General features: G+C 26.8%; 11 protein-coding genes and 6 tRNA genes. 7 read left to right on the top strand and 10 right to left on the bottom strand.

The annotated features are described in order from the left end of the window. Nucleotides 1-301: 301 nt before the first annotated feature. The 7 genes from ffh to ACT1UH_RS01450 form a co-directional block, all read right to left on the bottom strand. Nucleotides 302-1,627 carry a signal recognition particle protein gene (gene ffh, locus ACT1UH_RS01420; RefSeq protein WP_444705144.1) on the bottom strand — a complete coding sequence of 442 codons (1,326 nt, stop codon included), beginning with the start codon at nucleotides 1,625-1,627 and terminating at the stop codon, nucleotides 302-304. A gap of 1,091 nt (nucleotides 1,628-2,718) precedes the next feature. Then, nucleotides 2,719-3,402 carry a hypothetical protein gene (locus ACT1UH_RS01425; protein WP_444705145.1) on the bottom strand — a complete coding sequence of 228 codons (684 nt, stop codon included), beginning with the start codon at nucleotides 3,400-3,402 and terminating at the stop codon, nucleotides 2,719-2,721. Nucleotides 3,403-4,111: 709 nt separating this feature from the next. Beyond that, the gene (locus ACT1UH_RS01430) at nucleotides 4,112-7,240 is read right to left on the bottom strand and encodes a hypothetical protein (protein WP_444705146.1); all 3,129 of its coding nucleotides are present in this window, start codon (nucleotides 7,238-7,240) and stop codon (nucleotides 4,112-4,114) included. 265 nt (nucleotides 7,241-7,505) lie between these two features. Continuing rightward, the gene (gene ftsZ / locus ACT1UH_RS01435) at nucleotides 7,506-8,639 is read right to left on the bottom strand and encodes a cell division protein FtsZ (protein WP_444705147.1); all 1,134 of its coding nucleotides are present in this window, start codon (nucleotides 8,637-8,639) and stop codon (nucleotides 7,506-7,508) included. A 67-nt stretch (nucleotides 8,640-8,706) separates the two neighbouring features. Beyond that, complete coding sequence (locus ACT1UH_RS01440) at nucleotides 8,707-9,768, bottom strand: hypothetical protein (protein ID WP_444705148.1); 1,062 nt, start codon at nucleotides 9,766-9,768, stop codon at nucleotides 8,707-8,709. Between the two features lie 3 nt (nucleotides 9,769-9,771). After that, nucleotides 9,772-10,680, bottom strand: coding sequence for a 16S rRNA (cytosine(1402)-N(4))-methyltransferase RsmH (gene rsmH / locus ACT1UH_RS01445; protein ID WP_444705177.1), 909 nt, complete (start codon nucleotides 10,678-10,680; stop codon nucleotides 9,772-9,774). Next, nucleotides 10,674-11,114 carry a division/cell wall cluster transcriptional repressor MraZ gene (locus ACT1UH_RS01450; RefSeq protein ID WP_438340860.1) on the bottom strand — a complete coding sequence of 147 codons (441 nt, stop codon included), beginning with the start codon at nucleotides 11,112-11,114 and terminating at the stop codon, nucleotides 10,674-10,676. The genes rsmH and ACT1UH_RS01450 overlap by 7 nt, the downstream gene beginning before the upstream one ends. A 171-nt stretch (nucleotides 11,115-11,285) precedes the next feature. On the opposite strand from ACT1UH_RS01450, the gene ACT1UH_RS01455 reads away from it, so the two are divergent. The 4 genes from ACT1UH_RS01455 (at nucleotide 11,286) to ACT1UH_RS01470 (ending at nucleotide 11,703) form a co-directional block, all read left to right on the top strand. Next, a tRNA-Thr gene (locus ACT1UH_RS01455) sits at nucleotides 11,286-11,361 on the top strand. Between the two features lie 108 nt (nucleotides 11,362-11,469). After that, nucleotides 11,470-11,544 (top strand) — tRNA-Asn (locus ACT1UH_RS01460). Nucleotides 11,545-11,548: 4 nt separating this feature from the next. Further along, nucleotides 11,549-11,624: transfer RNA gene (locus ACT1UH_RS01465), tRNA-Glu, on the top strand. Nucleotides 11,625-11,627: 3 nt separating this feature from the next. Beyond that, nucleotides 11,628-11,703 (top strand) — tRNA-Val (locus ACT1UH_RS01470). A gap of 107 nt (nucleotides 11,704-11,810) precedes the next feature. Here ACT1UH_RS01470 and ACT1UH_RS01475 read toward each other — a convergent pair. From ACT1UH_RS01475 to ACT1UH_RS01485, 3 genes are all read right to left on the bottom strand, one after another. Next, nucleotides 11,811-11,993: a hypothetical protein gene (locus tag ACT1UH_RS01475; protein ID WP_444705149.1), complete on the bottom strand. Its 183-nt coding sequence runs from the start codon at nucleotides 11,991-11,993 to the stop codon at nucleotides 11,811-11,813. A 114-nt stretch (nucleotides 11,994-12,107) separates the two neighbouring features. Then, nucleotides 12,108-12,191, bottom strand: a tRNA-Leu gene (locus ACT1UH_RS01480). 5 nt (nucleotides 12,192-12,196) lie between these two features. Then, nucleotides 12,197-12,272, bottom strand: a tRNA-Thr gene (locus tag ACT1UH_RS01485). 348 nt (nucleotides 12,273-12,620) lie between these two features. Between ACT1UH_RS01485 and truB the strand changes: the two genes are divergently transcribed. From truB to ACT1UH_RS01500, 3 genes are read left to right on the top strand one after another with little or no spacing between them, the layout of a single operon-like run. Beyond that, nucleotides 12,621-13,472: a tRNA pseudouridine(55) synthase TruB gene (gene truB, locus ACT1UH_RS01490; protein WP_444705150.1), complete on the top strand. Its 852-nt coding sequence runs from the start codon at nucleotides 12,621-12,623 to the stop codon at nucleotides 13,470-13,472. 9 nt (nucleotides 13,473-13,481) lie between these two features. Next, nucleotides 13,482-14,288 carry a YcsE-related riboflavin metabolism phosphatase gene (locus ACT1UH_RS01495; protein WP_444705151.1) on the top strand — a complete coding sequence of 269 codons (807 nt, stop codon included), beginning with the start codon at nucleotides 13,482-13,484 and terminating at the stop codon, nucleotides 14,286-14,288. 53 nt (nucleotides 14,289-14,341) lie between these two features. Next, the gene (locus ACT1UH_RS01500; protein WP_444705152.1) at nucleotides 14,342-15,190 is read left to right on the top strand and encodes an FAD synthase; all 849 of its coding nucleotides are present in this window, start codon (nucleotides 14,342-14,344) and stop codon (nucleotides 15,188-15,190) included. Nucleotides 15,191-15,462: the final 272 nt, after the last annotated feature.

The raw sequence follows: 15,462 nt of genomic DNA on the forward strand, positions 1-15,462 counted from the left end.
TTTAAAAAAAATCTTAACTAAATAAGAACTCACAGTAGCCAAATTAACACATGCTTCAAAGCATTTTTTAATATTAAAATCTTTTAAACAAGATAATATTTTGCCATCGTTTTTGGCAGGATTAAAAGCCTAACCGGCTTTTACATTTTATTTTTAGTTTTTTAAATTTTGCCAATGCAGTAGGTTAAGCATTCGCAACTAAATTGTTTACTAATAATTTATGCATTTATAAACATATACAAAAAAATCTGAGCACATTTGTACCTGGATTTTTGTCCATGTTTTAATATGCCCATCTTTTTTATCCTAAAATACCATTTTTGATCTGTGGATTATTACCTAATTCCTTCATTTGTTTAGACATTCTCTCAAAATCATTTAATAACATGTTATACTCACGAGCACTTCTACCCGAGCCTTTAAGAATTCTTTCTTTTCGAGACGAATTCTTTAATAATTTAGGCATCTTTTTTTCTTGTTCAGTCATTGAATTAATTAGATATGTATAAATTTTAAACTTGTTTTCAGCTTCCTCTATTTTTTCATCGCTTACTCTATCAGCCATTCCGGGAATTAATTTAAGAATTGCCTTCATCTTACCGAGTTTTTTAATTTGCGCAAGAGAATTCATTAGATCATTAAGATCAAACTTTCCGCTGATCATTTTATAACCTATTTTTTTCATCATTTTTTCATCAACTTCTTCTGATGCTTTCTCAATAAGCGAAAGAACATCACCCATTCCCAAAATTCTATCTGCCATTCTATCTGGATAAAATAATTCTAGGCCAGCTATCTTTTCGCTAATCCCAATAAAGGCAATAGGAATTTGAAGAAGATGCGTTATTGATAGTGCTGCACCACCTCTTGCATCTGAATCTAATTTAGTTATGATGGTTCCATTTAAATTTAATTTTTCATGAAAAGCCTTCGCTGTATTAATAACATCTTGACCGCTCATTGAATCAATAACTAAAAATATGTAATCTGGTTTAATATTTTTTTTAATTTGTTCTAATTCATTCATTAACTCTTCATCAATTGCCAAACGCCCTGCAGTATCAATAATAACTAGGTCATTTTTATATTGTTCAGCTACTTCAATCGCTTGCTTTGCAATTAATAAGGCATCATTTTCTTTCTTTGTAAAAAAGTCGGTTTGAGTTTGCTTTGCAAGCTGTTCTAGTTGGTCTCTAGCAGCGGGGCGATATATATCATCACCAACTAATAGTGGTTTTTTGAATATCCCTTTTTTTCGAAGATAAAATGATAATTTAGCGGATGTTGTAGTTTTACCTGAACCTTGTAGTCCTACCATCATAATTTTCGTTGGTATTGCCTTTGGTTTAATTTCAATAGAATTGCTACCTAGTATTTTGGTTAATTCATCCTTAAAAATCTTTAGGACAGTTTGCTGCTGATTTAATTTACCTATAATTTGGCTATTTAATGCTTTCTCTTTTACTTGTTTTATAAATGATTTAACAACTTCTAAATTAACATCAGCTTCTAATAAAGCTAACTTAACTTCTCTTAAAATTTCTAAAATATCTTCTTCATTAATTGACAATTTTTTATTAATTTTATCAATTGATTTTTGTATTCTTTTTTGTATAAAATCTAGCATGTATTTATTATATTATAATAAGTTGATATAGACAAAATAAAAATACTAATACGAGATTTTTACTTATACTATCGAGTTAAATTACAATAATATTTTATTTTTTATTTATTACATCTAAATTTAATTTTGAAAATAACAAAAAACATTTCAGCTGTTATATATCCTTATAAAATCAAAAGTTTTTAAAAATTTAGACTGTGCCACAAAAAACTAAATGGGCAATTGAATGTAACTATTCAAATTTGTATTTTGCCACAATCTATCATTGCCCAATAACTTCATTGGTAATCCACCTAATTTATGTCAAATAATAATTAATCACACGTTGCTCTCATACAAGCAAAAAGCGCACCAATTAATTATTTCGTATTTCATAAGTGTAGCAAATTCATAATAAGCGATTTTGTAAAAATTAAGATATTCAAATTTTAAATTTTTATTGAATAACCATTTTATGGTTTTATTTTTTGCTTTTATTAAACCATTTTCTCATTATATCAAATGAAGTTATTGAAGTATCTATCTTTCATTTTCATAGCAGCATCTTAAAGATGCTTTTCTTTAGTGGCACGCTTTTTATTACTACTGAATTATGCTTTGCTAAAATGTCTTCTATGATTTGTTGATAATTAGACCACTTGTTATTTTCTTTGCAATTTAAAAAGAAATTCCTAATGGTTTTATCTATTTTGCACATTTTTTATGGTCTGAAACGTAAATATTTAACTATTTCTCTCTTCCTAATTTCTTTATTTTATCTCCTTAAGAGCAAAAAATCTAGACACAAATGCATCTAGATTTTTATATATTTTTTAACAAACCCAAACTCGTTATTATAAAAATTTAAGAACCGCCGGCAATTTTAAATAAAACCGATATAAATTAGATTGTTTTAAAATATTCCTTGCAAAGTTAAAAGAATTAAATATTTCTAATTTCTCTTTAGAAGTTTCCTTAAAACAAGCCATATCCTTATTTTTAAAAAACCGATAGTTATCATCGTGATATAGGTAGCTTAAATAGAATGCAAACTTAAAGTTTTGGTACTTTTAAGTCATCTAGTTTTTTGTAAAAATAGTTATTATTCCTTCTTAACTATTTTTTTCCTTAGATTCTTTACTTTCGGGAGTTAATTTTAATTCGCCTAATTTAATTTTGTCATCAAATTTAGGAATATTTTTTTTAATTTGATCTGGAAGATCGGTAATTAATTTTTGTAAATCTTTTTCTAAAACTTGCTTTTGAAGGTCTTCAAAACTCTTTTTAAATAGACCTTGAAATACAAGGACTTCATTTTTTTCAATTTCTTTAACCTCTTCTTCATCAAGATTATTTATCAAATCATCTTCTTCTGGTGTTGGCTCTGGTTTAGGTAGGGCTGGAGATGTAAGGGTATCCTCGCCATCCTCATCTTCTGTTTTGCCGTCAGGAAGGGTTTTTCCTAAATGTTCATTATTTTTATTATTTTCTTTTTTTGAATCATTATTCTTGCCATCATCTTTTGGATCCTTATTTTCAGGTTCAGTTTTGCCATTAATTTCTGGTTTCTTTTCTTGTTCTTTGCCTTCTTCATTCTTTTTAGGATCTTCTGGTTTCTTTTCTTGTTCTTTGCCTTCTTCATTCTTTTTAGAATCTTCTGGTTTCTTTTGATCATCTATTTTAGGATCACTAGGTTTTTTATCATTATTTGAACTGCAAGAAATAACAGTTGCAGCTGTTATAAAAGGTATTGAAATGCTTGCTAATGTTAATAAAATTTTGTTAGATTTCTTCATGATATCTCCTTAGATAAAATTTTTATATACAAAACAAAATTATAGTTTTTTTTTTTTTTTGCAAAATTTGGTAGAAAAATAGCAAAAATTTGTTTTTTTGTATGCCATAACATATTATTATTTTAGCTTTACTACGAATTTGCTATTATCAAAAACATATGCAAAAATAAAGGTATCATTATCATTAACTTGTTCGTCAAATAATTATATTTATGAGAATTTTACAATTAAAATTAACTTAAAAAATGAGATAATGTTGTTTCCAATTTAAGGCATCTCTTTAATCAGACTCAATTTCTCAGTAGACACAAATGATAAATAACAAAAAAATAACCAAACATCAGATACAAAAATTTTTTCAATTATTTTGTTGTTTGGTTATTTTTATATAATAAATTTAAATTTGTGTAATTACCATTCTCAAATCTCTTAATAAAAAGTAAGCTAGAAATTAATTTACACAAAAAATTCTTACACTTCTTTATTAAAAAGATTTAAATTATGTTCCTTATTTTTATACTTAAATGGAGGGCTATAGGAAAGCAAAATTACTTTTGCTACCTTTTTTATTTTTTTAAAAAAATCAAGCTTTAAGTTAAAGTTTATTTATTTTTTTAAGCTAAACGATACTTCTTAACTTCTGAAAAATTTATTAATCTAATAGCATTTAATATTCCTTAGTGAATTCATGAAATGTTTATGCATTATTTTATTCCTTCTTTATTTTTTGAAGTTCTTTTTCTTTAAAAGATACATTCTCTTCATCTGATTTTAATTCTTTTTCATTTTTTAGAATTTGTTTTTTTATATTATCACTTTCACTAAGAATATTTTTAATACTTAAATCAACATCGTTTATTGTTTTAATTATTTCTTGATTAAGACTATAAATATCATTAAATTTATTTTTTGCTTTCTCTAATTTTTGCTGTTTTAGATTAATTTCAATAGCTATTTTTTCTAATTCCTTTTGTGCTTCTTTGAGTTTATATTTTTCATTATTTAGTTTCAGTAAAGCAGCATCATTTTTTTGCTTAGCATTTTCATATTCTTTTTGTTTTTTATTTGTTAAATTATTATTATTATTATTTGTTTTATTGATAGCTTTTTCAATATCTTGCAGTTTTTTTATTATTCGCTCTACTTCTTTAGTTTTTTGGCCTACATTTTCAAATAAACTTTGAACTTTATGATTAGCACTATTTAATTCATGTTGAACTTTTTGCAATTCTATATTATTCTTGTTAGCTTTTTGCGCAGATGCATTTTTATTAGAAGTTAGCAGTTCACGTCTTTTATTTAAATCACTTAATTCGTTACTTTTTTGATTTAACACATCAGTTTTTAAAGAAATATCATTGTTAATACTTTCAAGCGCCTTCATTAATCTCTTATTATTCATAAAAGAATTTTGCTTTTGCACTTCAACATTACTTTTACTTTTCTCATTTTTAGCTACTTCTTTTTGCTTTTCAACCACAATTTTTTTTGCGTCTCTTAGGCTTTGTTCCAATGCAGCTAAAATATCATTAGAACTATTTAATGCATTATTAGCATCTTGAATCTCTTGATTTTTTGTTATTCATTTTTCCTTAGTTAATCTTAAATTGTTTTCTGCATCTTTTCTACGTTTTTTAGCTTCAGCGGCTTCTGCTCTTGCCAATTGTAATAATTCGAACTTATCATTCTTTTGCTTCTTTTTGATTGCTACATTAGCATCAGCTTCTTTTAGTTTCTTTTCAGATTGGGCTTTTCTTTCAATATTTTCGTCTTTTTCTTTAGTTAACTCCAACAGTCTTTTCTCTGCTTGTAATATTTTGCCATCAAAATCTCGATATTCTTTTACTACTGGCACAATTTCCTTTTCGAGTTTTTTCTTTTTTTCTTCCCATTCTGCCAATTCTTTTTGTGCCCTTTTATAATCTTTCTCAATACTACTCTTTTCGGATTGAAGTCGATCAATTATCTCTCAAATTCTATCCTCCGCCGCAGCTCCTCCATCACCAATACCAGTATCAGATCCATTGGCCTCAGCAATTCTATCTAATGTTTCATGATAATCACTTATATTTTTATTATATGAATCAATTAGTTTCTTATTTTTTTCAACCAATTCAGATACTTCTCCGATCTTGATTCTCATAGATGTACGATTATTTCCTAGTTCAACCAGTTTATTTTCTAATAATTTTTTTTGATTAGTAAATTCAGCTATATCTAATTTTTTTTGTTTTATTTCTTCTAAATTTTGCTTAATTCTTTTTTCGATATTTATAGAACTTTCAGCAGCACCATCTTTAAGATCATTTGCGAGTTTTAAATTTTGTTTCAAAATTTCATATTCAATGTTTAACTGATTAGCATAACGATCTTTGTCGATTTCGTCATTTTTAATATCAGCAATCAATTTTTCTATTTTCTTAATGGTTACATCAACTAATTTTATTTCATTACTTAGTTTATTAATCTCTTCATTTTTTTGCTTTTTATTTTTTTTAATTTCATCTAATTGTGTTTGTAAGTTATTTTGTGTATCTTGAGCCTGTTTCAATAATCTTTTTAATTCTTCCAATTCATTATTTATTTGATTAAAATTTTGCTCTTTTTCTTGATATTCGCGTTTAAAATTTTCAATTTGTTTTAAGATGTTTTTTTGATTGTCCTTTGCTTTTACTAGATTATCATTTGCTTTCTCTAGTTCTTTAAAAATACGACCTGCGTCAATGGAAATTTCTTCTTCAAGTCTACTTGCTTCTTGAACTTGATTGTTTAATTCGATATTTGTAGAAATAAGACTATTCAGTTTTTGAGTTTTCTCACTTACTTCCTGCTTTGCATCATTAAGTTGTTTATTTGCTTGATCTAGTTGTTTTTGAGCATTATTTAATTCATTATTTATTCTATTTTTATCACTATTAAGAGCAATTATAGTATTATTAGCTTTTTCTGATTCTTTTTTAGCTTCTTCTAATTCCTTAGTTTTCTTTGCTAAATCATTATCTATATCAATAGCATTAGAAGTTGAAGATTCAACGCTTTCTTGAGCATTTTTAACCTTATTTTTAGCTTTTTCTAGTTTCCTATTTGCTTCATTTAATTCTTTGGTTAGTTTATCTAACTCATTATTCGCATAAATAACGCTATTTTCTAATTCTTGTTTATTTTGCTCCGCATCTTTTTTTGATTTTTCAAGCGCTTTTATTTTTTCTTTAATAAGTTGAAGTTGTTTTTCCAAAGCTTCCTTATTTTTCCTGGTTTTATTTAGTTTTTCATTAGCCTTGTTTAATTCTTCTGTCTTAGAAATTACATCCCTATTTTTTAATAAATCATTTTGTTTTGCTTTCTCTAGTTCGCTGTTTGTTTTATCTAATTCATCTTGTGAATATTTTTGCTCAGCTTTTAAGGTTTTAAATTGATGAATAAAAACAATTTTATTATTATAAACCATCTGGAATTCATAATCAGTATTAGGAGATAACGGTTTCTCATTATTTATCCCAAAATGCATATTTTCGCTATTTTTTCCGACTGTGTGAGACTTTCTAACTATTTCATATGGTGTTTTTTTGGCATAAAATAAAACTAAAAATGTTCTATCCATATTATCATTTTCATCAATATTTTTCAAATTAAACACTGCTGAGTTTGAAGCAATTTTCTGGTCCTTTATTTTTAAACCTTTAATATCATTTGCGCTATTAACTCCATTTTTATTGGCATTTAAGAAATAATAAGCAACCAAAGCGCCTGTTGCAACAATTGATAACGAAAGGGATAAAGCTAAAATAATGTTGCCACGTCTTTTCTTTTTTTGTTTGTTTTCGCTGGTATTTTCCATAAATTTATACTCTTTCTTTTTTTAAGCTATCGTTTTCAAATATTTTTCAATTTTTATAGGTTATATGTTACATTTTTTTTTTTTTTTTGCAAAGTTGCTTATTTTGTAAGGCTATCATTATTTATAATAATGATAAAATTTGTATATGTTTTAGCTTATTTATCCAATATATTCATGCTTTCTAACCCTGGGTAATAAAAAAGAGGCAACTGCCTCTCTCTAAAATAATTTACTTTTAAAACAGGAATTCTTACATCTTCTTATTTTAAAATTTATTGTAAATAATTTCATTGCTTTCATCATCATTTGAATATTTATTATTCAAATGGGATTTAGATTTAGATGAATCAAAACCTGAAATTGTCAAATATTCTTGTGTATCATCATCTGTATGATTTTCGATTTCACTATTTGTGAGTTTAAAATCATTTTCTTCTTTATTGTTGGTTCTATTTATTCCTGTAGCAATTACAGATACATAAATTTCACCAAGTTTTTCTGCTTCTTCATTAGCAGGAGAACCAACGCCAAATATAACATCAATATTTTCGCCAGCAACATTCTTTAAAACATCAATTGCGGCTTCAAAATCATTGATAGTACTATTTCTTGATGACGAAAAATAAACTATTGCTTTAGTGATACCTTTTATATTACTTTCTAAAATAGGACTGCTTATCGCATTATGCATTGCTTTCTGCGCCGCATTCTCACCAGTTGATTGTCCGATTCCTACAATGGCTTCACCACTGTTTTTAATTAACGTTTCTAGGTCGGCTAAGTCCAAATTAATCAAACCAGGTACAGCTATAATATCGACAACAGTTCTAATAAATTGCTTAACAATATTATCTGCAACCTTAAAAGCATCCTTAAAAGAAATTTCGCCAAAAGATTCTTTCAATTTATCATTTGAAATAATAATATAAGAATCTACATTTTTCTTTAATTCTTCAATCCCTTGGAGTGCAATCTGACTTCGCTTTTTTCCTTCAAATGAAAAGGGTGTAGTTACAATTGCTATTACCAAAGAATTTTGTTCTTTAGCTAATTTGGCAATCACGGGGGCTGCTCCAGTACCGGTGCCGCCACCCATCCCAGCAGTAATGACTACTAGGCTAGCATTTTTTATCTTTTCCTTTATTTCATGTGTTGAATGCTCGGCAGCTTGTCTTCCAATTTCTGGATTCGCACCAGCCCCGATACCTTTTTTATCACCTAATTGTAGTGTTAGTGATTTATCAAATTTATCTAGAATTTGTCTATCTGTATTTGCAACAACAAATTCTAATCCATCAATTTTTGTATCAAGAAGACTTTGAATACTATTATTTCCACCACCACCAACACCGATAACCTTAATATTAGCAACGGAATTGAAATTTTCAAATTCTGGCATGGCAGTACTCCTTACTTTTTTTCTACTTTATCTTTAATTTAACTAAATTATATAAATAAAATTGAGTTTATTTTTTGTAATTAAAAGAATATCCTTTTGCCTCTCGTTTATTTACGTCTAAAATAAATAATTCAGAGGTTATAGTCATTTCTTTAATAGTATTTTGTCTTTTGTTAACAAGATTAATAATTCCCATCATTTCATAACTAATAACATCAATTGCGCAATAAGCTTTGTCTGATAAATAATTTAAAATTTTAAAGTTTTTAAACGTTTTTATGGTTTCTAGGAATTTGCTATTACTTACATTAAAATTAACTTTTATATTAATATCTTTTATATTTTTTAAAAAAGATTCAACATAATCATTAATTTTTTTTAAATAATATCCAAGAACTTTTTTAAATAATAAATTATTGCCAGAATTTAAGTTACATTGCCATAAATTAAATTTAGTATAAGCTATTTTTTTGGTAGTTTTCAATTGTTTAGCAATGAATTCAATTAAATAATCTATTCCTAAATTAGCATTTTTTTTAATTATAACTACATCATTTTTTAAAACATTTAATTTCAAGCTGTAATCATCTAAATAAATTTGGGTAGCTATTCCAGAATCTCTTTGTTGATTAAAATAAATATTTTTAAGAAATTCATAGTCATAAATTTTTAAAATATTTAGGTTATTTTTCTTAAATAGATTAAAAATGTTTTTAGCAACATTTCATTCTAAAAGATTAAGACTTATTAATTGATTGTTATTATCATTATTTAGATATGAGTAATCAAATAAGTAATTACTATTTGATTTTTCTAAGTAGTATAGTTTCTTAGCTAATTCATAATTAGTTAGCTTTTGATTACTTTTATTAGAAATTATTTTCTTATTAATTTTCAAAAAAGGTGAATCTTGAATAATTACAACAACATTTTTTATTGTCAAAGATATGGTTGCTTCAATTTCTTTTTTAGTTTTGCAAATAAATGAATCTAACTCAAATAGGTTAAAAATTGTGCTACTAATGCTTCTTTTATAAATCAAAATATTTCCAAAAGAATTTTGCTCTATAACCTCAACAGAAAAACTGCTGACCTCAAATTTGTATGCTATAATAACACTTTTCTTCATAAATTAACCTATTTTTGTTATCACTCTCATTTTTGCGCTACGTGATCTTTTATTATTCTCAAATTCGCTTTGAGAAGGAAAAATAATTTTTTGTTTTCACTTTAATTCAGTCTGAACTGGCAATCTTTTTAATTTAGGATCTACATAATTTAAATTTTGAAAGAATCTTTTGACTTTTGCATCTTCCTTGCTATGAAAGGTTATAATAGCTAACTTGCCGTTAACATTTAATAAATCTATAACCTGATTTAGCAAATCATCTAATGCATTTAATTCATCATTAACCGCAATCCTTAAAGCTTGAAATACAGCTTTCGATGGATTCTTTTGTCTAACAATTTTGGCTGGTAATGCTTTTTTAATAATTTCATTTAATTCAAAAGAAGTACTAATTGGTCTATTTTTAACAATTGATTTCGCAACTATTCTTGCTAGCTTTACATCACCATAATCGTATAAAATTTGTGCAATTTTATCTTCTTCTCACTCATTGACTATTATATGTGCATTAAGTTCTGCATCCAAATCCATTCTCATATCCAGTTTTGTATCCTGTGAATATGAAAAACCTCTTCTAGCATCATCTAGTTGTGGACTAGATACACCTAGATCAACTAAGATTCCATCAACTTTTTCAATATTAAGTTTCGCTAATTCTTCTTTCAAGAATCTAAAATCACTCTTAACTAATATAAAAAGGTCACTCACTAATTTTAATTTTTGTTCGGAATCACGTATTGCTTCAATATCTTTATCAAAGCAAATAAGTCTCCCGTTATCTTTTATTTTTTTTAAAATTTCAACACTATGTCCAGCTCTTCCTAAAGTTAAATCAAGATAAATCCCATTTGGCTTAATGTCTAATGAACTAACTACTTCATTTAGCAAAACAGGAATATGTTTTTCTATAATTTAACCCCTTGTTCAAATAATTTCTGAGCTAGATTATTAATGTCGATTTCATCTTCGAAATATCTTTCTTTTGCATCATAAACTTCTTTTGCAAAAAGTTCACAGGTGTTTCCTGATCCGATGAAGACAACATCCTTTTTGATAGTGGTTTTAAAAGCTAAATGTTTCGGAATAATAATACGATTTGACTTATCTGGCACAACTAATTCTGTATTTGCAAAGATAAATCTACTTAATTCTCTCAAATCTCTATTAAGCAAATTATTATCCTCAAGTTTAGATTTTAGTTTTTCAAACTCAACCTTATCTCTCAAAACTAATTGTTTGTCAAAACCAATTGTGATAAAAAATTCCTTTCCTAAATCATTAAGTATTTTAGGCGGAATGACAACTCTTAACTTGTCATCTAAGCTTCGCTCGTATTTACCATACATTTCCACTTCCTCCCACTATCAACCAAATTTTACTATTTTTATAAACTATTTTTTGAAAAAAGTATTTTTTTAATAAAAAGCGACAAGTTTATATTTTTTAAAATTAACAAATGAATAATTAATAATTTAGAAAATTACTTTTTTACTAAAATTTGCTAAAATAATTTACATGCTGGTTTAGCTCAGATGGTAGAGCAACTGATTCGTAATCAGTGGGTCGGGGGTTCGATACCTCTAACCAGCACCATAATTGCCGATAATACGAGATATGATGGTGCTTATATAAATAAATTAAAAATTTTTATTAAGAAATATTTTTTTAGGTTATAATAATTAAGCATTTACTTATATGAGTGCCGACTTAGCTCAGCGGTAGAGCAGCTGGCTGTTAACCAGTTGGTCGTTGGTTCAATCCCAATAGTCGGCGCCAGTATGGCCCTATGGTGAAGTGGTTAACACATATGGTTTTCATCCATACATGCGTGGGTTCGAGTCCCGCTAGGGTCACCATTTGGAGAATTAGCTCAGTTGGGAGAGCATCGCCCTTACAAGGCGAGGGTCGTGGGTTCGAGCCCCTCATTCTCCACCATTTGTAAATCACCAATAAAAAATGCCTTCACGGCATTTTTTTATGCTTTTTTTGTTATCCACTAATTTAGGTGCATAACAAATAAACCAACATAATAAGATTTTTAACTATAAAAAAAAGTAATTACGATTACCGCAATGAATTATCATATATGAAATAATTGCATCAATATAAAAATCACAAGCACCCAAACTAACTGCTTTAAAATTCAATTTATGCTCTAAATTCTTAAGAGCTTTATATTGGCTGCCAATGCCTGAAAACATTTCAAATAATTTTATTTTCCTCATAACATATTAAGTTTAGCGCGCAATTTGAATTATATTAATTATTTTTTCATTATAAAATTTAAAATAAAAAAAGAAAGGCATTTATAACCTTTCTAAACAACATATTTAATGATATGGTGCGCGAGGAGGGACTTGAACCCTCACGCCGGAAGCATTAGTGCCTAAAACTAACGTGTCTGCCAATTTCACCACTCGCGCATATATGGTGCCGTTTATAGGACTTGAACCTACGACCTACTGATTACAAGTCAGTTGCTCTGCCAACTGAGCTAAAACGGCTTACTTATTTAATGCTATATTATTATATATAATTTTTTTGTTATTTAATAAAAAAAGTAGCATATATTATAATTTTTTGAAATATGATTCAAAACACCTATTTTTATTTTATACACTTTTATAAATTAGTAAATTAGTGTTTTTTATAAAATAAAGAGATATTTTTTAACTAGCAAATCAAGTAAAACTTGTCTCATGATAAATATGGTAATCTTCGTTAATACATAAATCCAACACTTAATTTAAAAACTAAGAAGATAAAGCTTTTGATATTCAGTTATCTCATCAATAACCCCTTCAATTGATTAAATAATTTAAAAATGATATAATAAATTACATTGAGGAAAAATGTTTTTTAAGATTAATAAAAAAAGAGGAGAATCAAGTTTTTTTGCAATTAAAAAATTTGCAAAAGAACATAATATTAAAAAGATTGGTCATAGCGGTACTCTTGATCCGTTAGCCCAAGGTCTTTTAATAGTTGCTAGTGATGATGATACAAAAGTTTTGCCATGACTTATTAATGATACAAAACAGTATTTTGTTGAAGCTTCACTTCATTGCTCTTCTAAAAGTTATGATGAAGGTGAAGAAGTTATTTTTTTAAAAAATAAAAAAATGATTACCAAGGAACAATTAGAAAATGCGCTAAAACATTTTAAAAATCAAACCAAACAAATTCCTCCAGTTTTTTCGGCCAAAAAAATAAATGGACAAAGAAGTTATGATTTAGCTAGAAAAAACATAGATTTTTCATTAGCAGAATGTAATATTAAAATACACAACTTGGAGTTAATAGATTTTAACTATCAAAAACAATCATTCATCATTAGGACAAAAGTATCAAAAGGAACTTACATAAGGTCATTAATTCATGATATTGGAACATATCTTGAAACGGATGCTGTTGTAAATATTTTAAAGCGAGAGAAAATTGGAAATATCAAATTAAATGAAAGTCTCGATTTTGAGCAAATCAATAACATAAACTCTCTTTTTAGAGTAAAATTATATACACTTACACATTTTGAAGTGAAATTAATAAAGTCAAAATCGGTTTTTTTCGATAGATTTAAAAACTTTAACGGAAAAGGCCTTTTTACATTTAATAATCAAATAATTGGTTGAGGACAAATAAATAACGGTTTCATAACCTTCGACAAGGTTTTATTCAACCGTATATTTTCATTGCCTAGTTAAGAGGTTAAAATGAATAACAAGTACAAGATGGTTGTGTTTGATATAGACGGTACATTGCTACCATTTGGCATAGATGAACTTTCTCTAAGAATGAAAGAAATGTTTCGCAAATTAAAAGATGCAGGTTATATTAATGTGCTTTGTTCAGGACGTGATATTTTTACAGTCGGAAAACAAATACATAATCCATATGTTGATTATTTTATTGGTGCAAATGGAACATTTATTTTAGATTTAAAAACTAATGAATACATATTTGAACAAACTATTGATTATAATGATTTTGTAAAGTTCAGATTATTTGCTAATGAAAGAAAGATACCATTTTCATTTGTAGGATATAAATGGGGCTATTATAATGATTTATTTAATCTAAATCACTGATTCTATCTACCTTATAAAGATAAATTTATATCAGAAAAAGAATTCGAAACAAAAAATGATAAAAACTATCTAATCACTGTTAGCACAAATAATCCCGAATATTGAGCTAAGCAACTTAATATTTTATTCGAGCACCATAATATGAATATGTGAGTTTTAGCAACATGACCTGGGGGAATATTTCTTTCAGCTAAAGGCATTACCAAGGCCGTGGGTCTAGAAGTATTGGGCAAACTGTTGGATATTAAGCCAAGTGAAATGGTTGCATTTGGTGATTCTGAAAATGACATTGAGATGCTAAAACTAGTTGGTTTAGGAATAGCTATGGGAAATGGAGAAGATACCACTAAAGATGTTGCTAATGAAATATGTTTACCTGTTACTGAAGATGGACCATATTTCAAACTAAAAGAAAAAGGATTTTACGAGTAATCGTAAAATTTTTATTTATTTTTAAAATTATTAATTAAAGTAAAATTATTAATATGAAAATTTTTGAATGAAATTTTAAACAAATTTTTGAAATAAATAATGACTTAATTATGGTTTTAGGCAGTTTTGAAACTCTTCATCTAGGACACTATGAATTAATCAAAATTGCAAAGGACCTAAAAAATTCAGGGGCAAATTACAAATTAGCAATTATGCTATTTAACCAACCATATAAAAAGTCGAAAATACATGAAAACAAGGCCTTTCAAGTCCAAACAAGACTATATACATTATTTAATTTAGGATTCGATTTCGTATTTTTAGTTGATGTTAATGAAGATACAATGAATGTTTCACATTATGACTTTTGCAATAATTTAAAAAATAATAACGTTAAATATGTTGTATGCGGTAATGATTTTTATTTTGGCTTTCGTAGAAGTGGCGATGTTAATTACCTTAAAAAAAATTTTGAAGTCTATACAGCAAACGAACGAAAGATTAATAAAAGAAAAATTTCCTCAACATTAATAAATGAATTAATTGATGAAGGCAACATTTCGGCAATAAATAATCTGCTTATTGAAAAATATGCTTTTATTACTAATTTTGAGAAATTTCATTTTAAATATCCTGAAAATATCAAAAAAATTAAATCAGGAATTTATATTACAAACGTTGTAATTAATGATATAGAATATCACGGTTTAGTTAAAATTGGTATAAAAAATGATGAAGGTTTTGATAATGTTGCCTATCTTTTAGATCTTGATATAATTCCAAGCAAGTATCAAGAAATATTTGTCGAGTTTGAAGCATTAATAAGATATATCAGTCTTAATCATGAAAATAAAATTCAAGACAGCGATATACAAATTGCCAAAAAATGATTTGCTAAATAAATTAAATTTGGATACTGTGGATAATTTTGTATAAATCAGTCTCAAACTTATTTTGAAGGTAGTATAGAAATTTTGTGTAAATTTATCTCTGGCTTACTTTTTTTAGTAAAAGATTTGAGATTAGCAATTACGAAAATCTAAATTTATTATGCAAAAAACAACCAAACAACATGACAAAATTGGAGAATTTTTCTTCCAAATATGTTGTTTGGTGGTACTGTAGATAATTTGGTGTAAAAATCTTCTGTTAAATATTTGCTATTTAGTGATCT

This window comes from Mycoplasma sp. 332 (assembly GCF_052378275.1).
Taxonomy (GTDB): Bacteria; Bacillota_I; Bacilli_A; order Mycoplasmatales; family Metamycoplasmataceae; genus Metamycoplasma.